Source organism: Helicobacter canis (genome assembly GCF_008693005.1).
Taxonomy (GTDB): domain Bacteria; phylum Campylobacterota; class Campylobacteria; order Campylobacterales; family Helicobacteraceae; genus Helicobacter_B; species Helicobacter_B canis.
The window spans coordinates 1-24,707 of sequence record NZ_VXKE01000001.1; the positions used below are offsets into that span (position 1 = coordinate 1).

25 protein-coding genes and 1 pseudogene are annotated in these 24,707 nt (G+C 44.9%); 11 read left to right on the plus strand and 15 right to left on the minus strand.

Features of this window, described 5'->3' with window-relative positions; genetic code table 11:
- Nucleotides 1-110 precede the first annotated feature (110 nt).
- The gene (yaaA, locus tag F4V45_RS00005) at nt 111-833 is read right to left on the minus strand and encodes a peroxide stress protein YaaA (protein WP_150336495.1); all 723 of its coding nucleotides are present in this window, start codon (nt 831-833) and stop codon (nt 111-113) included.
- A 54-nt stretch (nt 834-887) separates the two neighbouring features.
- Between yaaA and F4V45_RS00010 the strand changes: the two genes are divergently transcribed.
- Complete coding sequence (locus F4V45_RS00010; protein ID WP_150336496.1) at nt 888-1,421, plus strand: DUF4149 domain-containing protein; 534 nt, start codon at nt 888-890, stop codon at nt 1,419-1,421.
- 59 nt (nt 1,422-1,480) lie between these two features.
- Here the strand turns inward: F4V45_RS00010 and F4V45_RS00015 are convergent, their stop codons facing one another.
- The 5 genes from F4V45_RS00015 to F4V45_RS00035 form a co-directional block, all read right to left on the minus strand.
- Nucleotides 1,481-2,797, minus strand: a complete 1,317-nt coding sequence (locus F4V45_RS00015) for an RNA polymerase factor sigma-54 (protein WP_150336497.1) — start codon at nt 2,795-2,797, stop codon at nt 1,481-1,483.
- Nucleotides 2,798-2,805: 8 nt separating this feature from the next.
- Nucleotides 2,806-3,522, minus strand: a complete 717-nt coding sequence (gene lptB, locus F4V45_RS00020; protein ID WP_150336665.1) for an LPS export ABC transporter ATP-binding protein — start codon at nt 3,520-3,522, stop codon at nt 2,806-2,808.
- 91 nt (nt 3,523-3,613) lie between these two features.
- Nucleotides 3,614-4,060, minus strand: coding sequence for a tRNA (adenosine(37)-N6)-threonylcarbamoyltransferase complex ATPase subunit type 1 TsaE (gene tsaE / locus F4V45_RS00025; protein WP_150336498.1), 447 nt, complete (start codon nt 4,058-4,060; stop codon nt 3,614-3,616).
- Nucleotides 4,050-6,062, minus strand: a complete 2,013-nt coding sequence (locus F4V45_RS00030; protein WP_150336499.1) for a DNA polymerase III subunit gamma/tau — start codon at nt 6,060-6,062, stop codon at nt 4,050-4,052. The genes tsaE and F4V45_RS00030 overlap by 11 nt, the downstream gene beginning before the upstream one ends.
- Before the next feature lie 14 nt (nt 6,063-6,076).
- Nucleotides 6,077-6,532: a c-type cytochrome gene (locus F4V45_RS00035; protein ID WP_342779733.1), complete on the minus strand. Its 456-nt coding sequence runs from the start codon at nt 6,530-6,532 to the stop codon at nt 6,077-6,079.
- 74 nt (nt 6,533-6,606) lie between these two features.
- On the opposite strand from F4V45_RS00035, the gene folD reads away from it, so the two are divergent.
- From folD to ychF, 9 genes and pseudogenes are all read left to right on the plus strand, one after another.
- Complete coding sequence (gene folD, locus F4V45_RS00040) at nt 6,607-7,458, plus strand: bifunctional methylenetetrahydrofolate dehydrogenase/methenyltetrahydrofolate cyclohydrolase FolD (protein WP_150336500.1); 852 nt, start codon at nt 6,607-6,609, stop codon at nt 7,456-7,458.
- 16 nt (nt 7,459-7,474) lie between these two features.
- A pseudogene (gene lepB, locus F4V45_RS00045) lies at nt 7,475-8,359 on the plus strand (signal peptidase I); the annotation flags it as partial.
- Between the two features lie 113 nt (nt 8,360-8,472).
- Nucleotides 8,473-9,138 (plus strand): site-2 protease family protein, encoded by a 666-nt coding sequence (locus tag F4V45_RS00050; RefSeq protein ID WP_150336501.1) that lies wholly within the window; start codon nt 8,473-8,475, stop codon nt 9,136-9,138.
- 6 nt (nt 9,139-9,144) lie between these two features.
- Entirely contained in the window at nt 9,145-9,579 is a 435-nt protein-coding gene (rpiB, locus tag F4V45_RS00055; RefSeq protein ID WP_150336502.1) for a ribose 5-phosphate isomerase B, read from the plus strand.
- Nucleotide 9,580: 1 nt separating this feature from the next.
- Nucleotides 9,581-9,919: a hypothetical protein gene (locus F4V45_RS00060; protein ID WP_023928869.1), complete on the plus strand. Its 339-nt coding sequence runs from the start codon at nt 9,581-9,583 to the stop codon at nt 9,917-9,919.
- Between the two features lie 21 nt (nt 9,920-9,940).
- Nucleotides 9,941-10,501: an adenine phosphoribosyltransferase gene (apt, locus tag F4V45_RS00065; RefSeq protein ID WP_150336503.1), complete on the plus strand. Its 561-nt coding sequence runs from the start codon at nt 9,941-9,943 to the stop codon at nt 10,499-10,501.
- Complete coding sequence (locus F4V45_RS00070; RefSeq protein ID WP_150336504.1) at nt 10,501-11,235, plus strand: DedA family protein; 735 nt, start codon at nt 10,501-10,503, stop codon at nt 11,233-11,235. The genes apt and F4V45_RS00070 overlap by 1 nt, the downstream gene beginning before the upstream one ends.
- On the plus strand, nt 11,235-12,710 hold the full coding sequence (locus F4V45_RS00075; RefSeq protein WP_150336505.1) for a leucyl aminopeptidase: 1,476 nt from the start codon (nt 11,235-11,237) through the stop codon (nt 12,708-12,710). Before F4V45_RS00070 ends, F4V45_RS00075 begins: the two co-directional genes overlap by 1 nt.
- Nucleotides 12,711-12,712: 2 nt before the next feature.
- Nucleotides 12,713-13,813 (plus strand): redox-regulated ATPase YchF, encoded by a 1,101-nt coding sequence (ychF, locus tag F4V45_RS00080; RefSeq protein ID WP_150336506.1) that lies wholly within the window; start codon nt 12,713-12,715, stop codon nt 13,811-13,813.
- 128 nt (nt 13,814-13,941) lie between these two features.
- On the opposite strand, the gene F4V45_RS00085 is transcribed toward ychF, so the two are convergent.
- Together F4V45_RS00085 and F4V45_RS00090 are read right to left on the minus strand one after the other, a co-directional pair.
- The gene (locus tag F4V45_RS00085) at nt 13,942-17,376 is read right to left on the minus strand and encodes a proline dehydrogenase family protein (protein WP_150336507.1); all 3,435 of its coding nucleotides are present in this window, start codon (nt 17,374-17,376) and stop codon (nt 13,942-13,944) included.
- A 17-nt stretch (nt 17,377-17,393) separates the two neighbouring features.
- Nucleotides 17,394-18,863 carry a sodium-dependent transporter gene (locus F4V45_RS00090; RefSeq protein ID WP_150336508.1) on the minus strand — a complete coding sequence of 490 codons (1,470 nt, stop codon included), beginning with the start codon at nt 18,861-18,863 and terminating at the stop codon, nt 17,394-17,396.
- A gap of 122 nt (nt 18,864-18,985) precedes the next feature.
- On the opposite strand from F4V45_RS00090, the gene F4V45_RS00095 reads away from it, so the two are divergent.
- Nucleotides 18,986-20,059 carry a tyrosine-type recombinase/integrase gene (locus F4V45_RS00095; RefSeq protein ID WP_150336509.1) on the plus strand — a complete coding sequence of 358 codons (1,074 nt, stop codon included), beginning with the start codon at nt 18,986-18,988 and terminating at the stop codon, nt 20,057-20,059.
- Here F4V45_RS00095 and F4V45_RS00100 read toward each other — a convergent pair.
- The 7 genes from F4V45_RS00100 to greA are packed head-to-tail and all read right to left on the minus strand — an operon-like array spanning nt 20,040 to nt 24,706.
- Nucleotides 20,040-20,588, minus strand: a complete 549-nt coding sequence (locus F4V45_RS00100) for a methylated-DNA--[protein]-cysteine S-methyltransferase (RefSeq protein ID WP_150336510.1) — start codon at nt 20,586-20,588, stop codon at nt 20,040-20,042. The two genes, F4V45_RS00095 and F4V45_RS00100, sit on opposite strands and share 20 nt — an antisense overlap.
- Nucleotides 20,589-20,590: 2 nt before the next feature.
- The gene (gene hisG, locus F4V45_RS00105; RefSeq protein ID WP_150336511.1) at nt 20,591-21,217 is read right to left on the minus strand and encodes an ATP phosphoribosyltransferase; all 627 of its coding nucleotides are present in this window, start codon (nt 21,215-21,217) and stop codon (nt 20,591-20,593) included.
- Complete coding sequence (locus tag F4V45_RS00110) at nt 21,214-21,897, minus strand: type III pantothenate kinase (RefSeq protein WP_150336512.1); 684 nt, start codon at nt 21,895-21,897, stop codon at nt 21,214-21,216. Before F4V45_RS00110 ends, hisG begins: the two co-directional genes overlap by 4 nt.
- On the minus strand, nt 21,897-23,033 hold the full coding sequence (locus F4V45_RS00115) for a hypothetical protein (RefSeq protein ID WP_150336513.1): 1,137 nt from the start codon (nt 23,031-23,033) through the stop codon (nt 21,897-21,899). The genes F4V45_RS00110 and F4V45_RS00115 overlap by 1 nt, the downstream gene beginning before the upstream one ends.
- The gene (locus F4V45_RS00120; protein ID WP_150336514.1) at nt 23,033-23,716 is read right to left on the minus strand and encodes a hypothetical protein; all 684 of its coding nucleotides are present in this window, start codon (nt 23,714-23,716) and stop codon (nt 23,033-23,035) included. The genes F4V45_RS00115 and F4V45_RS00120 overlap by 1 nt, the downstream gene beginning before the upstream one ends.
- Nucleotides 23,717-23,725: 9 nt before the next feature.
- Nucleotides 23,726-24,187: a dUTP diphosphatase gene (dut, locus tag F4V45_RS00125; protein ID WP_150336515.1), complete on the minus strand. Its 462-nt coding sequence runs from the start codon at nt 24,185-24,187 to the stop codon at nt 23,726-23,728.
- A 27-nt stretch (nt 24,188-24,214) separates the two neighbouring features.
- Entirely contained in the window at nt 24,215-24,706 is a 492-nt protein-coding gene (gene greA, locus F4V45_RS00130; protein WP_150336516.1) for a transcription elongation factor GreA, read from the minus strand.
- Between the last annotated feature and the right edge of the window lies 1 nt (nt 24,707).

Genomic DNA, 24,707 nt, shown 5'->3' on the forward strand with positions numbered 1-24,707 from the left:
TAAATGCTATGAAATTTTGGGAAGCAGAATGTTACAGATTCGTTACTTAAATGTTGCTGAAAGGATGGGGGGCAGAAAAAATAATATGAGACATATTAAGAAAATCTAAACTAAGTGCGTGTGAAGTTAGCACTGATGTAATACCGCAGCTTGTCCGCTAAATCTGGTGCGCCAACTATGCTGGCATAAAACAAAGCAAGCTCCCTTAATGCCAAGCCTCGATGATATTTTGCCTGATGGCTTACCTTGCTAGGGAGATCTAGCGTGTAATGAGGCGGCTTGATGGGATATGCCTTGATATATACCTGCGCACGCAGATCAATAATAATCTCATTTGCTTTCGCAGATAAAAGCCCATCTATCTCTTCTTGCTGGGCTTGATAGATCTTGCGCAAAGACAAAGTGCTAGACCTGTAGTTTTGATTGAGATGATAGAAGGGCAGCCTATCGCTAGCACGCACAAGCCCAAACAAATTACTTGCAATAAGCACAGAATCTAGCAAGAATCCTTGCGCACTAGAATCTAAACTACCAAAATCCAAAGCCTTATACGCTACGCCATTATACAGCCCTATGGCTTGGATTCTAGGGGAGCTCAAAATCTCGCTACAAAGCTTCAAAGTCTCTAGGCTAAGCACCTTAGTGCCAAACACCTTGCACAGCTCATCATCTAAAGCATTTTGTAATGTGGATAAATATGCCTGTATATGTGCATTGCGCGCATTCTTACCACCCCACATCTCATCATCTAGCAAGCCTATATCACGCTCATCACTCCCCACATTCTCCGCAGGATTCCGCTTGCTCTCACTTGGGCTTAGAAGTATTTTCATTTGTAACTCTTTTTCTGTATGATTGCGCCCATTATATCAAAAGGACTTACCACCATGAAAATATTCACCTCCTGTATCACAAGCCTCTATCTCCTATGCCTAGGGACTATCATCGGCGGGATCATCGCCTGCGGTGCGCTTGTTGCGCCTGTGATTTTTAATGCTTCACAATATCTTGCTGCTATTGAGATAGCAGATCCATCGGGTATAACACGCTATGCCTCAGGGATTTTGATGACAGAGATTTTTGCCCGCTTCAACTACCTGCTAAACGCTATGGCGATTTTTATCCTTGTCTATGAGCTGCTTGCCTTCAATATCTCGTCAAAAAAGTCTTTGTTTCTCTTAGGGATTGGGATTTTTAGCGTGGTGCTTATCTTTCTTTTCACGATGTATTACACCCCGGCAATCATTGCTGCCCAAGTCGATGGCGCAGCCGCCACTGCCACAGATGAGTTTGGGAGCCTCCACACGCAAAGTGAGATGATATTTCAAATCCTGCTCATCTCGCTTAGCGCGTCATTTCTATGGCGCGTATATTTGCTGCGCTTTAGCTTACCAGCTGCGGCAAAATCGCGCAGGAAATAAGTTGCGAGATTTAGATTCTAGCACTTTGGATTCTACTAGAATCCCCTATCCGCGCAGATCTACACGCTCATTTCATAGAGCCTTTTTCTCTCACTTGAGCTAGCGATGTTAAGCTGCTGGCGATACTTAGTGATGGTGCGGCGCACAATTTTTAGCCCGAACTTTTGCTCAATCATCGATAAAATCTTAAGATCACTTAAAGGTTTTTTTCTATTTTCACTTTTGATAATTTCAAGTAAAAAATCTTTAATGGAGGCATTGCTTACATCGCCATCAATTGCCGTGGTAAAAAAGCTCTTAATCGCAAACACACCGCGCGAGCATTCTAGGTATTTGTTTGAAATGGCGCGCGAGATTGTGCTTGGTGCATAGCCCAGCTCTTGGGCGATGTCTTTAAGCTTCATAGGCTTCATCTCCCCACCGGTAAAAAAGTCGTATTGATAATCCACAATCATTAACCCTACTTTTTTAATCGTGGCTTTTCTCATCTCAAGCGCATCGATTAGATCCTTTGCTTCCTTGACCTTAGATTTTATGTAGCCCTGATCGCTTGCTTGCGGATCTTTCTCAAACTGCTTATTAAGCTGGTGGTGCTCAATGGCTGCCTTATCAAGTGCTATGATTGGGTAGCACTCATCATTAGTATGCACGATGATGTTGTTGTCTTCTTCATAAATATACAAATCTGGTATTTTGTAAGCTTCTTCGTGGGCGAAGTCTAGGGCAGGAGGGTTTTTGAAGCTGCGGATAATACGCATTGCCTCACTATATTTGGCGTGTTTTTTAAAGGTATGGTGCATATCAAGCTTGGTGATAATCTGCTCGCACAGCGCGTAGGTTTCATTATCAGCTTCACTTACCTCTAGTTGGAAAAAAAAGCTCTCCACTACATCTCTTGCTCCCACTCCCCTTGGCTCTAAGAAGCAAAATCGCTTGCGCACGCTCTCATACTCTTGCGCGCTAACTTCTAGCCTTCTCGCTGCTAGCTCGCTATCTTCTTGGAAGTAGCCTTCTGTGCTAATGCCATCTATAATATCAAAGGCGATCATTCTGCTAAGCTCTGTGGGGAAAAGTGGAGGGCAAATTTGGCGGTAAAGATTCTCATATAAGCTTTCTTGCGCGATTGTGAGCTGCTCGATTTTATCACTGCTACTAGCTCTTGCGCTAGGGCTTTGCGGGAGTCTGCGGAATGCCGAGCTAAAATCCTTGCTTAAAGGGGATTGCAAGGTGATGAAAGGATTTTCTTTCACATATTCTTTCAAAATATCTTCTACTTCAAACAAATCACTTTGCAAAATAGGAAGCCAGCTTTTAAGCGTAGTGGAAAGCTTGCCTTTAAGATTTTGTCGAAGTCTTGTGCCACCAGCTACCGCCACGCTCTATCCTACGCTTTAAAATGCTCGCCCAAATAATACTTTCTCACAAGCGCATTGTCATAGATCTCTTCAGCACTGCCGCTTGCAAGCAATGTGCCTGATTTTATCACATACGCACGATCGCATACAGAGAGAGTCTCTCGCACATTGTGGTCAGTAATAAGCACTCCAATCCCCATACCTGTAAGCGTGGTAATGATTTTTTGTATATCGATTACTGCGATGGGATCAACACCAGCGAAAGGCTCATCTAGCAGGATAAATTTAGGCTCTTTGATAAGTGCGCGCGCAATTTCTACGCGCCTTCTCTCTCCACCAGATAGGCTAAGCCCCTTGCGTGCGCGAATAGGCTCGATATTAAAAGCTTCTAGCATTTGCTCAATCTTATGCTGTCTAGCCTTAGGAGAGCTGAAAGTCGCTTCTACGGCAAGGGCTAGATTATCTTCCACGCTTAGATCCTTAAAAATACTGGATTCTTGTGGCAAATAGCCTATGCCCATATTGGATCGCTTGTGTAAAGGCTGCTTTGCAAGGCTCTTGCCATCAAGTAGCACATCTCCACTGCTTGGCTGCAGCAATCCACAAATCATATAAAAAGTCGTAGTCTTTCCCGCACCATTTGGTCCAAGCAGCCCAACTACTTCCCCACTTTTTACCATAATGGAAACATCATTGACGATTTTGGTCTTTTTAATATGCTTGGCAAGCTGTTTGGCTTCTAAGATATGCTGCCCTTGTGCTATATCCTGTGTAGGCACTTTTTCCCTTTATGTTTGACTTGGGGTATTGTATAGTCTCTTGACTTAAACTTCAAACCTACACATATATTTCATAGATTCTACCACTCTGCTTAGTCGCTAGAATCTTCACTAGCACACAAGCAAATCCAGAATCTAGCAGCAAAGGCAGCAGCTCCTCCCCCCACTCAATGCAATGCACCCCACTCTCACTAAGCCAATCTAAAAGCCCAAGCTGCAGCACTTCATCGCTCGTGCGCCGATATAAGTCATAGTGATACACCCCACCATAATCGTGCATTAGGCTAAAGGTTGGCGAAGTAGCCTGCACACTAGAATCTACCTTACTAGATTCTAGGCTAGAGTGCTTTATGCTTGTAAGAAGTGCTTGTGTAAGGGCTGTTTTCCCGCTGCCCACCACACCACTTAAAATAATCACATCTACACCTAAGCTTACAATCTCTTCTGCCACCGCTTGTAGCTCATCTTGCGTGGCGTGGAGCTGTTTGCGGAGCTTAAGAGTCATTGCGCGTGGGTGCTTCTACGATCATACTTGTTACGCCAAAGTGCTGCTTAATCCCATCAATAAGTGCTTGGTTATTGTCTTTAAAGGCTTGGGTCATATAGTCTTTTTGCGGTGGATTTGGCGCGCTTGGCTCATTTGGCTCATTGGAGACTTCTTGTGAAGGTGGGGTCTGTGATCCTTGTGCAAAGCTCTCTTCTTGCCCTACCCCTTCACGCTCCCAAGGCACTTCATCATATACCGCATCGCTAATATGATCTGGGCGAATCTCTTGCGTGCTGTATAAAATCAAATCACTTGGCTTAAGCTTTTTAGATTCTAGTGGTGGGGTAGAATCTAGCGAGCGTGGCTGCGAGGTAGTAGAATCTTCTAGGCTAGATTCTAGCGTGGCAGGGTCTTTTAAGTGAGAGCCCCTAGAATCTAGGGAGAGGTTTTGTGCTTGCGTAGAGCTAGTGCTAGCAGGCTCTTGGGGCTGGCTTAGCCCTATGGCTTCAGGCGGCATAGACTCCTTATCAGCTTGGGGTGTTTGTGTGATATTTTTAATTGTTATTTGAGATTGGCTATGTGGAGCGAAAACTTCTTGCGCAAACTCCCTAATTAGCCCAAAATGCTGGCGCAACAAGGCTTTGTCCTGCTCATCGCCACTACTTTCCCAAAGCAGTGTCGCACTCTGGCTAGGGCTTGGAGCTTGGATAAACTGCTTAAAAGTAATGGCGCGTTTAAATGCTTCCCCAAGCTCATATGAGCGATCGGCAATTTTGCCAACAAGCTGGCTAAATGCTTGCTCATAAATGCTTAAAGCTTGGGGCTTGGGGCTTGGGGTAGAATCTAGTGCCACACTGCTAGGCGTTTGGCTTGGCTGCTGCGCAAGAGTAGGCTCGACAATGGGGCTTTGCTTAGGACTTGGAGTGCTTGGAGTGCTTGGAGTGCTTGGGGCTTGCGCAAGAGTGGATTCTAGCGTGCTAATGGCTTGGCTAATATCTTGCAGCTTCATTGCTTCGCGCATTTTTAGACTCATTAGCAGTAGCACAAATGCACCATCTGGGTTAAGATTTAGCAGGCTCTTTGCCTGACTTAAAATCCCTAAAAATCGATCAATCACAAGCAGAGAAAAATCCTTGCTCCCACTTAGAAGCATATCTTTGAGAAAAATTAGCATTTCATCAATGATCATCTCGCATTCATACTCGCCCAAAATCTCCAAAGCGTGGATAATCCCCTGCTCATCATCGTGCATAATGCTTGAGAAAAAATCACGCAAATTCTTGGGATCGACAATGCCTAGCATTTGCGCTACTTGCTCTATGGTTAAATACTTATCGCAGTAGTTAATCGCCTGATCAGTGAGCGTAAGCGTATCTCGCAAGCTGCCCCCACCACTACGCGCGATAATATCAAGCGCGCCCATTTCATAGCCGACTTCTTCTTTTTGCAAGATCATTTCAAGGTGTGCAATTACGGCTTTATGTGCGATTTTTTTAAAGCGAAAGTGCTGGGTGCGGCTTAGGATAGTGGCTGGGAGCTTTAGTGGATCAGTAGTAGCTAGGATAAATTTCACATACTCTGGGGGCTCTTCAAGTGTTTTTAGCAAGGCATTGAATGCTTCTTTTGTGAGCATATGCACTTCATCGATGATAAAAATCTTAAACCTAGACATTGTGGGGACATATTTTGTCTGCTCAATGAGATCGCGGATACTATCGATACTGCGATTTGAAGCAGCGTCCATCTCGATAATATCGATATTTCTCCCCTCTAGTGTAGCTAGGCAAGTCGCGCACTCTCCGCAAGGCGTGCTTGTAGGTCCATTTTCACACTCTAGCGCACGCGCGAAGATTCTAGCAGAGCTTGTCTTCCCACTGCCGCGCAAGCCACTAAATAAATAAGCATGCACTATACGATCCTTATCTAATGCCATAGAGAGAGTCTGTGAAATAGTCTCTTGCCCGACCAAATCGCTAAAGAGCTTTGGACGATACTTCAGCGATAAAGCTAATGAACTCATAATGCTCCTTGTGCTTATTTGGCAAATGTCTTATTGCGCGAAGTGATATAAAGATAGATGGCATTTATCTCTTCATCTGTTAAATTATATTTAGGCATTACGCCGCTGTCTTTACTAAGAGCGATTTTGAAAGCATCAAAGGCGAGATTATTGATCCGTGGGACAATGATATGCCGCTGCTTGCCTTTATGGACATAGGAAGCAAGCAAGGTTTCTTCACCATCTTTGCCGTGGCATTTGATACAGCCTATCCCGCGTGGATTCTCATAGAGATTTGCGCCATATTCCTGTGGCGTGATAAAGCTCTCTATATCTTGGCTACTATCTTGCACGCTAGATTCTACCTCTTGCGCGACAGATTCTAAAGCAGTTTCTGCTGCAGCAGATCCCAAGCTAGAATCTGCTTGCGCTAGGGTATGCCAAGCTAGCAGTAGCGCACAAGCGTGGTAGGACTTTTTCATAGCAATCATTCTGCCTTTAAGATTTTTCAAGTATAATAGCACACTTTTTCAAATCCGCCGTTGCTGGCACTCAAAGGCATTTAATGACCCTACTAGATGGCAAATCTCTCTCTACTCATATCCAAGCGACTATACAATCCCAAGTTACAACACTACCTAGAGCACCGAAGCTTGTCGTAATCCTAGTGGGCGATGATGCACCATCTGTCGCGTATGTTACGATGAAAGCCAAAGCCTGTAAAAATGCTGGGATTGATGGCGGTGTGCTAAATCTCCCAGAATCCACCCAAGAAAGCGAGCTACTAGCACATATACGCGAGCTAAATGCTGATGAGAATGTCGATGGGATCTTAGTGCAGCTTCCACTGCCAAAGCATATTGACACTGCCAAAATCCTAGAATCTATCGCCCCAGAAAAAGATGTCGATGGATTCCACCCGCTTAATGTCGGCAGAATCCAAACAAACACGCAAGTAGATTCTAGCTTCGCCCCTGCGACTCCGCTAGGTGTTATGCGACTTTTGGAGCATTATCATATCGACCCCAAGGGCAAAAATGTCGCAATCATTGGAGCAAGCAATATCGTAGGCAAGCCCCTAGCTGCACTTATGCACAATGCGTGCGCGACTATTAGTCTCTGCCATATTTACACACAAGACATTAGTCTCTACACGAAAAACGCGGATATTGTATGCGTGGGTGTGGGCAAGCCCAATCTCTTGCGCGCGGAAATGGTGCAAGATGGCGTGGTGGTGGTTGATATAGGGATCAACCGCCTAAAATCTGGCGAGCTTGTGGGTGATGTGGATTTTGAAAATGTCGCAAAAAAGGCGAGCTTCATCACCCCTGTGCCCGGAGGTGTAGGACCGATGACTATCGCAAGCCTGCTAGAAAACACGCTTAAAGCCTATCACCTACGCTCGCTATCTCAATAATGAAGGATCTACTACTATGAAAGCTTTTTTTGCTACTTTAGTGCGCTTTAGCTCTAGCTGGACAGGAACAATTATCATTGTGCTATTACTGATATTTTTTATCGCGCAAGCTTTCACAATCCCATCTCGCTCAATGGTGGGGACATTGTATGAAGGGGATTTTTTGTTTGTAAAAAAATTTAGCTATGGAGTCCCAATCCCTAGAATCCCTTGGATAGAGCTGCCTGTATTCCCGGATCTTAAGGGCAATGGGCATATTATTGAAGGAGATCGCCCACAAAGAGGCGATATAGTTGTCTTTATCCCTCCGCATAGCCCCAAGCAATACTATGTCAAGCGCACCTTTGCTGTTGGCGGTGATGAAGTGGTATTCACACCCAAGGGGCTATATCTGCACCCAAAAGAGGGTAACGACTATGTGCTAGAGCATTATAAAAACGAAAATCTCATAGAAGTGGGCGGTAAGCTCTTTGTCTTTGACCCATATTTTGCCAAACACTTTGGCGTTAATAATAATGGCGGGCATTCGGCGTTTTTTGAAATGAGCGCACTCTATCAGGGTGCTTTGCTTGCCAATAGATCGCCATACCAATACACGCAAGAAAAGCGCGGAATCGCTATGGAGCCAATTATTCATAATGAGCAAATTGGGTTTTTCCACACAAAAATTGCTGAAGATGAGTTCTTTATGATCGGGGATAATCGCAACAATAGCGAAGACTCTCGATTTTGGGGGAGTGTGCCATACAAAAACATCATCGGTAAGCCGTGGTTTACTTACTTTAGTATGAATCTAGCTGATAGCATAGAATCTGGTGCGACCTATGATACTAGGCAGCGATATAGTGTCCGCTGGGAGAGAATGTTTAAGGGATTAGATGGGTTAGAAGAGCTTGCTAGAATCCACGCAGATGATCACAACCAGCCATCTATGCCCATTGCTTCTGGCACATCTGGGCAGCTCTCTATGCGCACATTTGATTCTAAATAAGCTACTAGATTCTAGGTGGGTTTATGGACACTGCGCAATACGCTTTGCAAATCTCTGTAATGATCCTAGCCCTGCTTATAAGTATCATCGGGCACGAGATTATGCACGGGCTTGTGGCTTACCACTATGGAGATTCTACCGCCAAGCACGCTGGGCGACTTAGCATAAACCCTATCAAACACATTGATATAGTAGGCTCTATCATCGTCCCTGCTGTGCTATTTATCGCGCAAGCTCCCTTTCTCTTTGGCTGGGCAAAGCCTGTGCCAATTGATATTCGTGGTATTATCCACTCTAGGGGCTATGGTGCTGCCATTGGCGTGGCTCTAGCGGGTGTAGGCTACAATCTAGCCTTAGCCCTCTTTGCATCGCTGCTACTTTTTAGCGGGGTGCTTGATCTTAGTATGCAAAGTCTGTTTAGTAGTGTTTCTGCACTTCTTTTGCTCTATCTTATCCAATACAATGTCGTGCTCTTTGTCTTCAATCTCCTGCCGATCCCTCCGCTTGATGGCTCACAAGCCCTGCTTTTTGCCGCGCTTAAGTTTAGACTCTATGCATTTGCTAGATTCCTAGAATCTATTGCCCCTTATGGAATACTCATTGTCTTTGTAATATTATTTATCCCAACTTTATCTAGCATTTTATTTTATCCTGCTACAATGCTTATGCGATTTTTACTACCACTTTAGAGAGAGATGATGATTTTTATAGCTTCTGATCACGCTGGATTCTCACTTAAGCACTTTGTCAAGCAGTGGCTTTTGCAAAATGGCTATGAAGTCTGCGATTTGGGTGTAGATAAACAGGAGCGAGTGGATTACCCCGACTATGCCAAGCTGCTTTGCGATCGTGTGCTTGAGACAGGTGAGAAAGCAAAGGGGGTGCTAATCTGTGGCAGTGGCATAGGTATGAGTATGAGTGCCAATAGATTTGCAGGTATCCGCGCCGCTCTTTGCACAAGTGCCTATATGGCGCAAATCACGCGCAAGCACAATGACGCCAATGTCTTATGCCTTGGAGCGCGTATAAGCGGTGAAGGCGAAGTAGAATCTATGCTTGAAGCATTTTTTCATACAGATTTTGAAGGCGGGAGACATACCTGTCGCATAGGGAAACTCGATAGGAGCTAGTATGGATTTGGCGTTAAAGTGGTTTGCTGGCACAATTTTTGTCTTGTTTGTTTTATATATGGTGTCAAAGACGATGTTCTATAAATCAGTAGCAAGGAAAGCTGAGCATAATGCTGCTGCGATGAAGCTCACACTCCAAGAGGCAGAAATCCTTATCCAAAAGCACCAGCTACAACTACAAAGAGCATTGGGGAATATTGATATTCTCACCCAAGAAATGAACTCCTTGCGCAATGAGATAAAAACACTCAAGCAGCGAAACTCACAATACCGCGTAGAGACAGATAAATACCGCGCACGCATAAAAGACTTGGAGCAGAAAATCGAAGCCCTACTCTAATCCACACATAAAAGGAGCCCTATGTCAAGCACACCCACACTGCAAGATGTTAGCGCGCAAGTCCGCAATGCCCTGCGCGAGATCCCAAACTACCCAAAGCCCGGCATCTTGTTTTATGACATTACTACAATCCTAGAAAACGCGCAATGCCTACACAATGTTATCGCCTTTTGGAAAGCACGCTATATCGATCAAAACATCACGCATATTGTGGGGATAGAATCTAGGGGCTTTACCTTTGGTTCTGCGCTAGCCTACGCACTAGGGGTGGGCTTTATCCCCGTGAGAAAAAAGGGCAAGCTCCCATTTACAACCTACTCACAAGACTATGAGCTAGAATACGGCACTGATACGCTTGAAATCCACACTGATGCCTTTGCAAGTATGCAAGATTCTGGTAAAAAGGCGCGTGTCGTGCTTGTTGATGACTTGCTAGCCACTGGCGGGACAGCTGCTGCGAGCATTAAGCTCATTGAAAAAGCTGGCGGAGAGTGCGTGGAGGCGTGCTTTTTGATCCGCTTAAGCGAGCTAAATGGAGATCGAAAGCTTACAACCCCCTTTATAAGCATATTGGACTGCTAATGAAGCGTATCAAAGAGCATTACAAAAGCATTATTGTTGGTAGTTTTATCATCGCCTTAATTGGTGGAGTAGCCTACTATATGATGCGCTCTGACTTCTCCTTAGAAGAAGCAATTGTCAGCCTTTGGGAGAGCTATGTGGCAGACTGGGGCTATGTGATTTTGTTTTGCTGGAGTATCTTAGAGGGCGAGCTTGGGCTGATTTTTGCTGGTATTGCTAGCCACACTGGGCATTTAAATGTATGGCTTGCGATTTTTATCGCAGGGCTTGGGGGATTTGTGGGAGATCAAATCTACTTCTATATTGGTCGTTTCAACAAAGGCTACATACAAGCACACCTATCAAAGCAGCGGCGCAAGCTAGCACTAGCGCATTTGCTTCTGCAAAAATATGGCTGGAGCATTATTTTTATCCAAAGATATATGTATGGTATGCGCACCATTATCCCCATAAGCATAGGACTTACGCGCTACTCTCCGCTGAAATTTGCCATTATCAATCTCATCAGTGCGTGGGTATGGGCAGCCATCACTATTTTACTCGCGTGGATATTTGGAGATAAGATTTTAGAATTTTTACAGCTATTTAAGGCACACCCTTATATCTTTGTCATCTTTGCTTGCACACTGCTTGGCGGAGCTTGGTGGTTTCTCTCATCACGCACGCAAAAAATCGACAAAAAGATCGACAAACTCCAAAACCAAATCACCAAAACCACTCCAAAGGATATGTAATGCTAAAAGTTTCCGCACATAAAGAGTCTTTTGCACAGCTTAAAGCTGATGTCGCTATCGTGCTTATTATTAAGAAAAAGACAAAACATAAATGGATTGATCAAGAGTTTTTGCGCGCACTTGATTATCAAGCGAAATCTCCGCTCTATCACCAGCAAGCAAAAACGCTCTATATCCCACTAGAGTCGCTCGATGTAGATTCTATGCGCGAGGCTGGAGCTACTACTATAAAAGCTCTTAAATCCTACCCTTTTAAAAGTGCGAAAATTGGATTCTACGCGCAAGATAGTAAGCATAATAGCGATGCCGCTATGCTTGCTTACGCGCTAGGTGCAATGCTTGGTGGCTATAGCTTTGATAAGTTTTTAAGCAAAAAGCAGCCAAGCAGCTTGCGCGAGCTATCCATCAGCCTAGAGTCCTATGAAGTGGATTCTATAAGTGCCACAAAAGAGCGTGTGCAGCATTTTTCAAAGCAGCTTGATGAGATGAAAATCATCGCACACTCTGTCAATATAGCGCGCGATCTTGTCAATACTCCACCGCAAATTGCCACGCCAAAATACCTAGCCAGCTACGCACAAGAGCTCGTCAAGGACACTGCTCTATCGTGCAAGATTCTAAAAAAGCAGGAGTTAAAGAAGCAAAAAATGGGCGCATACCTAGCTGTGGCTAAAGCCTCAAGCAAATCCCCTCGCCTAATCCACCTAAGCTACAAGCCCAAAAATCCAAAGAAAAAAGTCGTGCTAGTAGGCAAGGGGCTTACCTACGATAGCGGTGGGCTAAGCCTTAAGCCAAGTGATTATATGGTAACGATGAAGGCTGATAAAAGCGGCGGCTGCGCGGTGCTAGGCATTATGAGTGCTGTGGCAAAATTAGAGCTAGACATTGAGATACACGGCATTATCGGCGCGTGTGAGAATATGATCGGCGGCAATGCATACAAGCCAGATGATGTGCTTATCTCACGCGAGGGAAAAAGCATAGAGATAGGCAATACTGATGCAGAAGGGCGACTTGTGCTAGCAGACTGCCTAAGCTATGCGCAAGACTTAGAGCCTGATGTGCTCATTGATTTTGCGACACTTACAGGAGCTTGCGTTGTGGGACTTGGAGAATATACAAGCGGTGTGATGGGCTATAATCAAAAGCTCCAGCTTGACTTCACCCAAAGCGCGCTAGATTCTGGCGAGCTAGTGGCTATCCTGCCCTTTAACCGCCACATTAAAAAGCTTATAGAATCTAAAATCGCTGATGTGAGCAATGTCAGCTCATCACGCTATGGTGGAGCGATTAGTGCGGGAATGTTTTTAGGCGAGTTTATCCGCGAATCTTACAAGGATAAGTGGCTACACATCGACATTGCCGGACCAGCATTTGTAACCAAAGAGTGGGATATTAACCCCTATGGTGCAAGTGGAGCGGGTGTGCGTATGGGCATACAATTCCTTAGTGATTTGAGTCAAAGGAGTAAGTAAATATGGGACTATCTGTCGGTATTGTAGGCTTGCCCAATGTAGGGAAATCTACCACCTTTAATGCCCTAACCAAAGCCCAAAATGCCCAAGCAGCAAACTATCCATTTTGCACCATAGAGCCCAACAAGGCGATTGTAGAAGTGCCAGACCCTAGGCTTTTAGAGCTTGCCAAAATCGTGCAGCCAAAGCGCATTATGCACTCTCAAGTGGAGTTTGTTGATATTGCAGGGCTTGTAAGGGGAGCGAGCAAAGGGGAGGGCTTGGGGAATCAGTTTCTAGCTAACATCAAAGAAGCCGATGCGATTTTGCACATTGTGCGCTGCTTTGAAGATGATGATATAACCCATGTAGAAAACCGCATAGACCCTATCGCAGATATTGAGATCATCGAGCTAGAGCTTGTGCTAGCAGATATTGCAAGTGTGCAAAAGCGCATTGCCAAGCTTGAGAAAGAGAGCAAAGCGCAAAAAGGTGCGAACACTATGCTAGAGCTCGCTAGATCGTTACTTGCCCACCTAGAATCTAATCAGCCAGCTAGTAGCTTCTTACAAAGAGAGTCCCAAGACTTCATCGCGCTAAACAAAGAGCTACGACTCCTTAGTGCTAAGCAAGTAATCTATGGTGCAAATGTCGATGAAAGTGCGCTAGAGCAGGATAATGAGTTTGTAAAAAGGGTGCGAGAGTATGGCGCAAGCAGGGGGGCTGGAGTGATTAAGCTATGTGCGAAGCTTGAAGAAGAAATGATAGGCTTAGAAGAGCAGGAGAAAGCGGAGCTGCTTACATCACTTGGCTGCACAGAGTCTGGACTAGAGCAAATTATCCGCACGAGTTTTTATACGCTAGGGCTTATTAGCTACTTTACTGCTGGGGTGCAAGAAGTGCGCGCTTGGACGATTAGAAATGGCACTAAAGCCCCGCAAGCAGCAGCTGTAATACATAACGACTTTGAAAAAGGCTTTATCCGTGCTGAGACGATCGCGTATGAAGATTTCGTGCGCTATGGGGGTGAGAGCAAGGCTAAAGAGGCAGGAGCTATGCGCGCTGAAGGCAAGGACTACATCGTCCAAGATGGCGATATTTTGCATTTTAGATTTAATGTCTAATCTTACTTCTAACATACAAGGCTTAGCGATAGAGTCCCTTGTATTTATCGCTATTATCATAGGGCTGCTTATCTACCGCACCACGCTGAAAAAGTGAAAGGCAACAGATAGTATGGTGCTTGCGTTGCTTAGCCCAAAAGCTTGGCTAATTTGTTTTCAGCAAACACTCCATAGCGGTGGTGTGCCACACTTAGCACCCGCTCTTTGTAATACCCCAGCAGCTCAAATCTCCCATTGGCAAATGGCTTAGCATACACCACAGGCTTCCTATGGATCACTGCTGTTTTATAGATAGGATCGCTTGGGCTTGGATTTGCGTGGTAGCGCACCATTTGACTTGCGTGGATTCTAGCTAAAAAGCTATCCCTAGATTCTTGCACAAGCTCTGCCAAAAGCCCTAGGCTCGCTAGATTCTGGCGCAAAAACTCTAGCTCCTCATTTATCTCTTCAAAACTCACAATAAGTTTTGCCTTGCACGCTTGCGCGCCGATAATGACGCCAAGCATATCTTGCAAGCTATCGCCTATACTTACCCTATAAGCAACCACTCTCACAGCTTCATAGCTTAGCAAGTGCTTCTTGCCATACTCTAGCGCGTAATCGTGGGAGACATTAAATTCAGCGTTGCGGTAATACACATAGCTCTTAGCCTGCAAGAGTGCATTGTGCAAAATGCGCTCCCTTTCTTCCCCAAGCTCTCCGCTCTCCAAAAGTCTCTTAAACTTTGGCTCAATAATACTTGTGGCAAGATTATCATCAGGAGCATTTTGAACACAGCGCACAAACTGCAAAATGTCGTTTTTCGCCCCAATTTTGCGCATAAGAGAGCCGATAGGCGCGCTAATGATCTGCGCACTTGCAGTATGGATTGTAGGCTCATTGATAAGCAAGGTGCTAGCCTTAGCATTGCTGTGAAAATACCCCCACTCATCTTCATCAAGCGACTCTAGCGCGCAAATATCTCCGCTCATCGTATTTGCTAGCTCTATGGCGTGGGCTAAATCAGCAGCTTTAATCACATAGAGCACAGGCAAATGCCACTCCATAGCCTGCAAGCCATCTGGGGTGGTATAGATGATATTTGCCCCCATATAAGGCGAGCTAGATTCTAGCTTTGTGCCTTGCAGTTTTTCTAGCTTTTCTCGCGCTTTTTTATCAAGCACCACACCTAGCGCATTATCAAGCTCCAATGGCGAGCCATAGCGCAGCGAGTTTGCGCACTCAAGCAGTCTTTGCCTAAATGACTCATCATCAAACACGCCCTGCTCCACAATAAGAACTGACAGCTTCCTTAGCCCCACACCTCCATAAAAAAACGCCGAGCTAACCGCGTGCGCAATGGCTTGATCATAATCAGCAAATTTAGTAACAATCATCGCATTAAAGCCTATGGTGTGCGCCAGTAAATTAGGCTGAGATAACGCAATAGACTCCATACTCCTAGCCTGTCCAAAACCTACGGCAAAGGCGAAAAAATCTTCTGGCATTTGCGCTAAAGCCTGCTGGAATCTATCTCTTCGCATAGGCATAAAGCACAACACATTTCTCCCAATCCCCGCACCCCACAGGCACTCACACACCACAAAGCTGCTACACACCACAAGTGATGATGGCTTAAATACCACTTGATTCCCACAAGCAAGGCTTGCAAGCACCGCGCTAAAAACCACGCTCAAATGGCTATGCGCAGAGCCTACTACAAGCCCCCTGCCCTTAGGCTGCAATGATACTTGAGGGTGCTTAGTGCATAAATCACGCAATGATGCAGGATAAAAGCGTAGCAAGGTGATTAGCTCGCTTAGCTCCATATCTGTCTCCATAGGGACTTTGCCACTCTCAAGTGTAGCAAGCTTGATGATTTCCCCCCTTCTTGCTTGCAATGACTCTGCAGCTTTACTAAACACCGCGCTTAGATTCTCCACTGGGCTATAAGGTGCTAGCAGTGCCTTTTCATCAAATGCAGAGGCAAACACCACTTCACCTAGGGCACTTTGCCCATCAAAGCTAGAGATAATCTGTGCTTGCTCATCATTCTCTACACTTGCACCAAAGCTTGCTTGGATTCTAGCTTGGGGCAAAGCTTGCGCTAGTGCTTGGGCAAACTTGTGGTAAGTTGCTTGAGCGAAAAAGTCCGTATCCATCTCATATATGCTAGCTTGCAAGCACGCTTCACTACTATTATCTCGCTGGCAAATGGGCGCACTAGAGACTTGGGGTATGTATGCGAGAGATTCCATAAACATCGCTTCTTGCTTCTGCCAGCTCTCATCGCCCACGCGCATAGCGTAGTAATTACGCATAAAGTTTTCTTCGCTGGTATTTTCATCAAGGCGGCGCAGTAAATACGCAATAGCATCTTTGAAAGACTTATCATCACACACAGGTGTATAGAGCATAAGCTTATGGTAAGCGCCTAGAATCCTGCTTGCTTGCATACTAATGCCCATACTCATCTCAAAAACAAAGTGCTCCCTATACTCTGGCTCCACGCAGTGCTGTATTAGCGTATAAGCATAAGCAAGCTCAAAGACATTATGACTAGCGACCCCAAGCTTAATAAAGCGATAGCGCGTAGAATCCATAACATAGTGCAGCATTTTTTTGTAATTAGCATCAGTGTGAAGCTTTTGGCTAAATATGGGCAGTGCAACATTATGCTGTGAGGCATAGAGCTTTTGGGCTTGCATATTCGCGCCCTTAACTAGGCGGATATACACAGGCTTCCCACCAGAATCTACCCTATCTTTTGCATAAGCACAAAGTCGCTCAAGGTATGAGTAAGACTCTGGGACATAAGCTTGCAGGGCGATCCCAGCTTCTATCTCGCCATATCCACTAAGTGCCTCCATAAATGCATTCACACTAAGCTCAAGGAACTGGTGCTCTTCCATATCAAGGGTGATGACTTTTGGCACGCCTTGAGAGTGCTGCTGCGCCCTAGCATAGGCAAAAAGCTCCTGTAAGCTCTGGGCTAAATCTCCCTGCATACGCGCATAGTCCCCACCCCATAGCCAGATAAAAAACGCACTAGGCTTAATGGAAATATGCGTGATATGCCTGCTTTCTAAAGCACGCTTGCATAGCTTGATATTATCGTGGATAATGGCAGTACTTAGAGCTCTTTTCGCAATGAAGTAGTAGGTCGCGCTATTGGCACTAGATTCTGGTGCGCCAAAGGCAAGCATTAGACTAGAATCCTTGCGGATTTGCTGGATAAATAGCGGCACGCTAAGGCTAGGCGCATATCTCCCCACCTGCAAAAACACAAATAGCAGCACCTTCTCATACGAAGTGAAAAACTCCCCGAACTCATAGCGGCTCAATATGCGCTTAATAAGCTCGAAATTATGCGCCATATCTTTTGTATGCACGCTAGAATCTAGCAGCTCAATGAACAACGCCTTATACTCCGGATTCTCAATGATGTGCTGCATTTTGTAGTAGAATCTACGCTCGCGCGCAGAGATACTATCTTGCACTTGCTCTTGTAGCTTTGTGGCAAACTCAAGTGCTTGGGCTACAAGCTCTTTATGCTGCTTTGTTGTTAAAGATTGTATTGGCATTAGTATCCTTCTTGCTATCAAGTATGATAAATGGGCTTTAGTGCTTCTACCCTAAGCTCGCTGTATGCTTCTTGCGCGCGCTTTTTGGGCGCAATGTCCAAAATCCCGCCGATAAAGATGGCGATAATTATCACAGGAATCCCATAGCGCACATAATAAAACCAGCCCTTTAATAGCCAGAGCGGGGCTTTTGTGCCATTTGATAGCTCTTGGATAGCTTCTTCTCTTAGCACAAAGCCCACAAAAACACTTGCCCCAAGTGCTGTAAGGACAAAGAATATATTCCCACTAAGGAAGTCAAAGGTGTCAAACACACTCCTCCCCCAAAGCACCACATCTGCAAACACTGATGAGCTTAGTACGCAAGGGATATTCCCCAGCACAAACACACCCAAAAGCGTGTAGTTTATAGCCTTATTATGCGGGAGATGAAATTTCTCTTCTAAAATACTAATGATAACTTGATAAATAGTGATAGAAGTTGTAAGTGCTGCCACAAGCAGCAAGACAAAAAACACAACTGCAAAAATACTACCAAAGTGCATATGGGAAAATGCAATGGGTAAGACCTTAAACACAAGCGATGGACCAGAGTCAGGTGCTAGATTTGCACTAAAGAGCGAGGGGAAAATCATAAAGCCCGCTAGCACAGCTATAAGAGCATTGATCACGCCGGTAAAAAGAGAGGTTTTTACTAAATCTTCTTGCTTATCAAGATGAGAAGAGAGCGTAATCATCACGCCAAAGCCCAAAGATAGCGCGAAAAACACCTGCCCTATCACATACAAGAAAAGCTCCGCACTAAGCGCGCTAAAATCTGGCACAAGGTAGAATCTAACTCCTTCCATAACACCATCTAGCGTGAGATTGCGCGCGACCATTAGCACAAGACAGAGCAGCAAAAGTGGCATAAGGTATTTGACTGAACGCTCAATCCCATCAATGACACCTTTACGCAAAATAAGCCAATTGATCGCCACAAACACAAAGGTAAAAAGGCTGATTTGCCACGGAGCATTTTGTATATGCGCTTCATAAAATGCAATGGTTTGGGACTTTTGCAAAGGCGCGCTTACATCAAGCCCCCCGCTTACTAGCCCCAAGCCTTGCAAAATCCCTTGTGTAATATGCACGATATATGAGATCACCCAGCCACCAATCACCATATAATACGCCAGAATCCCAAATGCCCCAAGTGCGCCCATATAGCCAAAGACTCTCCAAAATCTAGCAATAGGCTTTTTAGATTCTAGTGTGCTGCCAAAAGCATCGACACAATTAGTATGCGCGCGCCTGCCTATGACATTTTCCACTAAGATGATAGGCACCCCCACAAAAAGCATCGCTAGCACAAACACAGCCACATACGCCCCGCCACCATACTCACCCACAAGATAAGGGAAACGCCAAGTCGCTCCAAAGCCTATGGTAGCACCAGCTACTGTTAAAATATAAGTCAATCGATTTGACCAAACCTGCCGCTTCATTTTGCACTCCTTGAGCTACAATTATCGCGGTATTCTACTTGGTTTAAGCTTTTATTTTTATTGTATCTGCGATATTCCAAATGCTATAATGCGCAAATCCACTATACCACATAAGGCAGTATATGACCTACCCCTTGCAGTCTCGCTCCACGCTTTTGGGTAATTATGTCTTTTGGCTTGGGAAGTTCTTTATCCACAAAATCACCACACTCTCTAATCGCCATATCCACGACTCAAGCACTCTAAGCAAAAGTCTAGATTCTATCCGCGATGCGACAAATCTCGATGATCTAACAGAATCTATAAAGCAAGCTAGAAATAGCGGTATGACAGGGATCAATACCTATGCCTTGCCGCTCTTGCGACTTGGGAGATTTTTGCAGGACTCTAGGGTGAGAGATTTAGAAGAGATTGATGAAGTCTTTTTAGCAGAGTTTATCACGCTAAGCACTGCAAGGCTCTCTAATGCCACCAAGCGCAACTATCGCATCGCTTTAATTGGATTCTTTGGCTTTATTGATAAGCACAATGAAGATGAAACTGGAAAGTCTTATATCTTTAATATCGAGCTAAAAAACCTAGCTGGCACTCGTGGCAAAAGTGGCGTCAAACTTCCAACATTTTTAAAGACTGATGAGCTAGAGCAGTTTCTCCACTCTATTGATACCACACCCCTGCCTGCTAAAACCCAAGCTAGAGATCGCTTGATCGTCAAGTTTATCATCTACACTGGAATCCGCGTAAGCGAGGCGATCAACCTCCAAGCTCAAAAGGTAATCCAAGAAAACGATGTCTATATGCTCACCATTCAAGGCAAGGGTGATAAATACCGCGTGGTGATGATTAAGTCTTCTCATATTGCGCAGCTTTTACACAGCTGGCTTACCCTACGCGAAGAAATCCCAAATATCCAAAACAACTTACTTTTTTGCAATAAAAATGGCAAGCCACTAAGCCAGCCCTATGTCTATGGGATTGTGCGTAAAATCCTGCTAAATATCGGTATTAAAAAAGAAAAAATGGGCGCGCATATGCTACGACACTCCTTTGCTACTTTACTCTATCAAAAGCACAAAGACTTAGTCCTAGTCCAAGAAGCCCTAGGGCACGCAGATTTAAATACAAGTAGAATCTATACGCATTTTGACAAAGACAGGCTCATAAAAGCAGCAGACCTTATGGACTCTTTACACTAGATTCTAGCAGGAGCAATGCCTGCTTTCTTGCAAGCCCACCAGCATAGCCTTTAAGCGAGCCATCTTTGCCTATGACCCTATGGCAGGGGATAAAGATTGATAAAGGATTTTTGCCTATGGCTTTGGCAACTTGGCGCGTGAGATTGCAAGCATCAAGCTCTGTCCTAGCAAGTGCTTGGGCAATTTGGCTATATGAGCGCGTTTGTCCATAGGGGATTTGAGACAAAGCTTGATAGAGTCGCAGCGCAAAAGGACTGCCATAGAGCGAAAGTGGCGGCAAGCAAGGCAAAGGCTCTTTGGCAAAGTAGCAGTGCAAATACTGCCTAGCTTGCATAAGGATAGCGCGCTGCTTGCTAGAGCTAGAATCTAGGCTAGATTCTAGCTCCACACAATGCAAGGCAGAGTTGCCAATCATCGCAAAATGCGATTGATTAGCAAACCACAGCCCACACAGCCCATTTTCATCACTAGCTAGCAGTATCTGCCCAAATGGCTCTGCTGCCATAAAATGCGCGCTAAAGTAGCGCATATTTACAGCGCACCCCTAGAATCTAAGCATTGCTCTAATTGCGCACAAAGAGCTAGAATCTGTGTCTTCTTCGCATAAAAACTATTGGCATTAGCGATTAAGTGCGCACTTGAGTGCAGAATCGTTTCTACTTCAACGAGATTATTTTGGCGCATTGTATCGCCTGTTTCTACAATATCAACTATCCCATCTGCTAGCCCCACAAGCGGAGCTAGCTCGATAGAGCCATAAAGCTTGATGATCTCAATGGGGATTGCCTTTTGTGAGAAGTGATTAAGCGTAATATTGGGCATTTTTGTGGCGATTTTGATCTTTGGCTGGAGATAGTCGATGGGCGTGTCCCTATGCTCGCCGACAATGACACGGCATTTGCCAATTCCCAAGTCAAGCAAGCGCACAACATTGCAAGGCTGCTCTTGCAGCACATCAAGCCCTACAACCCCAATATCTGCTGCTTGGTGATAAACATAGGTAGCGACATCTTGCGAGCGCACTAGCATAAAGCAAAACTCCCCTTTTTGCAAGATTAGCTTCCTATCATCAAAGGCAAATTCCTCGCCAAATACTTTGGAGAAAACTTGCAAGGTATCTTTAGCTATACGACCTTTTGGCAGGGCTATGGTGATCACTTTTGCTCCTTTGCTTGTGTGTCTTGCTGCTCTTGTATGCCTTGCTGCTTGCGCCGCTTTTGTAAGGCTTTTTCAATCGATATGCGCATACCACGGAAAACAAGCGTCTCATCATAGATCGCTTGGGCAAAAAACTTCGCTAGATACTTGCCATCACCCCCGGTGAAATACGCCTTTTTGCTGCCGATGGTATTTTGTATAGTTAGAATCGTGCTTTTTAGCACACCATAGCCAATGGCGTCTTTGGTATTGTTAGGCAAAACATTGGGCTCTAGCCCGAAGTTGATTTGCCCCTGCAGGGCTGGAGAGATTCTCGCATAGGAGTTAATGATCTCATTAAACCCCGGGAGAATGTAGCCACCTTGGTGCTTACCACCACTCATCACATCAATAGTAATAGCACTGCCCACATCTACAACCACCCCATCATCGACACATAAGCACGCTGCCTTTCTATCCACGCCTAAACCTTTGTATTGCGTGGGAAGGTGGATTATGGATTCTAGGTCATAGGTTGTTTTAAAAGTCTTATTCAGTAGCTTTTCATGCTGGGCATTCACACTAATATAGTAGATCTCTTGGCTAAACATACTCTTGTGCAAAGACTTTGGCAAAATATGAGAAATTTTGCCATTATCCCAAAAGTGAAAATGTGTATTGCCAATATCACAAAGCAGCATTAGCGCAATCTCTCAAAGTCGTAATAGTATTTATTGTAGTAAAACACGCTATTGCTATAGAAGTTAAGCTTATTAGGCGGAGTCCTGCCAAAGGTATCTTGCGTTTTATAAACTTTATGCGAGAAGTCCTTAAGCCCCACAGCTATGACATAGCCCCCGTGTGTCTCAAAGGTGTAAAGTGTGTCGTTTGCTATGGCTATGCCTTCTAACTTGGCGTAAGTGAATTTCTCTGTATTGATAGGTCGCAAGGTGTGATCAAGCTGGGCTAGCATACCATCTGGGGTAAGCACATACAAATAGCCCTTATAAAAAAGCGCGTCTTTAATGGACTCATTGTAGCTAAACTCCTGCCCCGATACGATACTTATGAGCTTTTTGGGCGTAGCAGCAAAAATCCTTGAATCATCGCCATAGAGATAAATGACATTATTAAAAAACTTTTCACTAGAGATGATGATGTTGCGCTCTGGGGTGAAGGTCTTTGTGCTTACAATGAGTAGCCTCCCATCAAGCGTGGGAAAGACTACAAGAGACTCTAGGAAAAGTGGTGCGGCAATTAGCTCATTGACCGCTAGCACTGATGAGCCTTTGTGTGAGAATTTAGGCTCTTGTGCTGGGGCATTTATATCAAAAATACTCATAGAATTATCACTGCCAATAAGTGCCAAGAGACTGCCCTTAATGCTCGCGCTTAGTGCGCACATAGTCGTTTTTATCTCTAGCTCATCTTGGGAGCAGGCTGTATTTTGCTCTTTAATGGAGCAAGTTTGATTGCCAAAGGCTTGCTCATCAAGCACGCTTGTGCGCACAAGATAGACACTCTCGCACCCTTTGGCAAAGATATAATACCCCCCAGACTCTCCAAGAAAACGCGCCTTTTTTGGGATTTTGGCATTGTAGGGGATAATGCCATCTCGCGTGATAAGCGAGCCATCTTTAAGCATAGCACCATAGCGATTGTTAGCAGCAATGGGGCTAGAAAATGAGCGATCAAATATCAATGTATCGTGCGCTTGCTCTGGTGTGTAGTATTTCTTAGACCCACACCCAAGCAGTAAAAAACTCGCCATACAAGCGCAAGTAAGCCATAGCACAAATCTATGTAATGTAGATAGTGCAGACTTCTGCGCGATCATTATTGAGCCTTAGTAGTATTTGTAGAATCTACTTGGGAAGCATCAGCAGGAGATTGCACCTCTGTAATGGTAAGCGCATCTGCTAGTGGGTGGGCGATAATCCCATAATGCTTCATTTGCATAGCGATCCCATATAGCCCAGAATCCGGCTTAATCACATCAAGCTTAGCTCGTGCTTCTTGAATCTTATCTTCTTGCAAAAGCAAGTAAGCTTGCTGGATAGCAGCTAGATCCGCTAGCTCTCCGCTAATCTTATCAAGACCCTGCTGCTTAAGGCTGGCTAGATCATAGCTAGCTAGCTCCTTTACCAAGGGGTTTGAAGAGCTGGCTAACTCTTGTAAGATAGATTCTGCACCTTGTGTCAAATCTAAGCGAGAGAGCTGGTAGAGATCATAAAGCCCCCTTGCCTGCTCTTTTAGCTGATTTTGCAAAAGCTCATTATCTGGATTTTGCAAAAGCTCATCATAAAGCGCGCTGATTTTTTGCGCGCGATTTTCTTGCATAGTGTTATAGATAGCAACATACCCAAGCCACACTAGCACCACTACCACCAAAGCAATGAGATAGTATTTATACTTCTTTACAAAATACTCAAGCTTAAAGGCACTCTCTAAAAGCTTTTCATCTTGCTGAAATTCTTGCTTGATTGCTGTGAGTATCTGCTTATCACCGCCTTTTGCCATAGATTCTCCTTATGGATTAGTGTTTGTTTGTGCAATCCCACTTGAGCCAAAGCCCTTGTCCCCACGCTCAGTATGCGTAAGTGTGGAGACTTCTTCAAATGCCACTTGCACAATGGGCGCGACCACACCTTGCGCTATGCGATCACCTTCATTGATAGTGAAGTCTTCTTTAGCGTGGTTGATTAAAATCACCATAATTTCCCCACGATAATCACTATCAATAGTGCCGGGTGTGTTTAGCACAGAAATGCTATGCTTTAGTGCAAGCCCGCTGCGAGGGCGCACTTGCAGCTCTAGCCCCCGCTCCATCTCCACAGCAATCCCCGTGCGCACCACCCCAACACCACCTGCAGGAATGGTGCTAGATTCTAGTGCGTGGAAGTCAAACCCAGAAGATCCTACACTTTGGTAGGCTGGGACTATGGCTTGTGGGTGGAGCTTTTGTATTTTTAGCGTTGTTTGTAGGCTCATTGCTATCCTTCAAGAAGTTAATTAGACTTACACTTCAAAAACAATTGGCTTGTAGTGGATTTTGACGATCTCAAACTCACACTCTCCACGCGGCAGGTTGATTAGCACTTCTTCGCCTTCTTCTTTACCAATGAGTGCTTTTGCTATCGGTGAGCCATAGGAGATAAGCCCCTTTGATGTATCGCTTTCAATGCTACCTACAATTGTGTAGGTCAGTCGCTTTTGCGTATCTAGGTCGATAATTTCAACCGTGCTGCCAAAGCTGACTTTATCGTGTGGCAGGATAGATGGGTCAATCACTTGGGCATTAGCAAGCATAGTGCTTAGATCTTTAATCCTTGCATCAATGAAGAGCTGCCGCTCCTTTGCCGCGTGATACTCGGCATTTTCTTTTAAATCGCCGTGCTCTCTAGCTATATCGATTTCTTTGACAATCTTTGGTCGCTCGACTTCTTTAAGTTGCTTTAGTTCTTTAGTGATCTTCTCATAGCCATATTGACTGATAGGTTCCATATCCACA

Coding starts and splice junctions, on each gene's coding strand:
- F4V45_RS00120 (WP_150336514.1), bottom strand. CDS start 23,716: ATGGCAAAAGGCGGTGATAAGCAGATACTCACAGCAATCAAGCAAGAA.
- F4V45_RS00090 (WP_150336508.1), bottom strand. CDS start 18,863: ATGAAGCGGCAGGTTTGGTCAAATCGATTGACTTATATTTTAACAGTA.
- dut (WP_150336515.1), bottom strand. CDS start 24,187: ATGAGCCTACAAACAACGCTAAAAATACAAAAGCTCCACCCACAAGCC.
- F4V45_RS00060 (WP_023928869.1), top strand. CDS start 9,581: ATGGATTTGGCGTTAAAGTGGTTTGCTGGCACAATTTTTGTCTTGTTT.
- F4V45_RS00070 (WP_150336504.1), top strand. CDS start 10,501: ATGAAGCGTATCAAAGAGCATTACAAAAGCATTATTGTTGGTAGTTTT.
- ychF (WP_150336506.1), top strand. CDS start 12,713: ATGGGACTATCTGTCGGTATTGTAGGCTTGCCCAATGTAGGGAAATCT.
- yaaA (WP_150336495.1), bottom strand. CDS start 833: ATGAAAATACTTCTAAGCCCAAGTGAGAGCAAGCGGAATCCTGCGGAG.
- folD (WP_150336500.1), top strand. CDS start 6,607: ATGACCCTACTAGATGGCAAATCTCTCTCTACTCATATCCAAGCGACT.
- tsaE (WP_150336498.1), bottom strand. CDS start 4,060: ATGACTCTTAAGCTCCGCAAACAGCTCCACGCCACGCAAGATGAGCTA.
- F4V45_RS00085 (WP_150336507.1), bottom strand. CDS start 17,376: ATGCCAATACAATCTTTAACAACAAAGCAGCATAAAGAGCTTGTAGCC.
- rpiB (WP_150336502.1), top strand. CDS start 9,145: ATGATGATTTTTATAGCTTCTGATCACGCTGGATTCTCACTTAAGCAC.
- F4V45_RS00010 (WP_150336496.1), top strand. CDS start 888: ATGAAAATATTCACCTCCTGTATCACAAGCCTCTATCTCCTATGCCTA.
- F4V45_RS00095 (WP_150336509.1), top strand. CDS start 18,986: ATGACCTACCCCTTGCAGTCTCGCTCCACGCTTTTGGGTAATTATGTC.
- F4V45_RS00115 (WP_150336513.1), bottom strand. CDS start 23,033: ATGATCGCGCAGAAGTCTGCACTATCTACATTACATAGATTTGTGCTA.
- F4V45_RS00050 (WP_150336501.1), top strand. CDS start 8,473: ATGGACACTGCGCAATACGCTTTGCAAATCTCTGTAATGATCCTAGCC.
- apt (WP_150336503.1), top strand. CDS start 9,941: ATGTCAAGCACACCCACACTGCAAGATGTTAGCGCGCAAGTCCGCAAT.
- F4V45_RS00100 (WP_150336510.1), bottom strand. CDS start 20,588: ATGCGCTACTTTAGCGCGCATTTTATGGCAGCAGAGCCATTTGGGCAG.
- F4V45_RS00075 (WP_150336505.1), top strand. CDS start 11,235: ATGCTAAAAGTTTCCGCACATAAAGAGTCTTTTGCACAGCTTAAAGCT.
- F4V45_RS00110 (WP_150336512.1), bottom strand. CDS start 21,897: ATGCTGCTTTGTGATATTGGCAATACACATTTTCACTTTTGGGATAAT.
- F4V45_RS00030 (WP_150336499.1), bottom strand. CDS start 6,062: ATGAGTTCATTAGCTTTATCGCTGAAGTATCGTCCAAAGCTCTTTAGC.
- F4V45_RS00035 (WP_342779733.1), bottom strand. CDS start 6,532: ATGATTGCTATGAAAAAGTCCTACCACGCTTGTGCGCTACTGCTAGCT.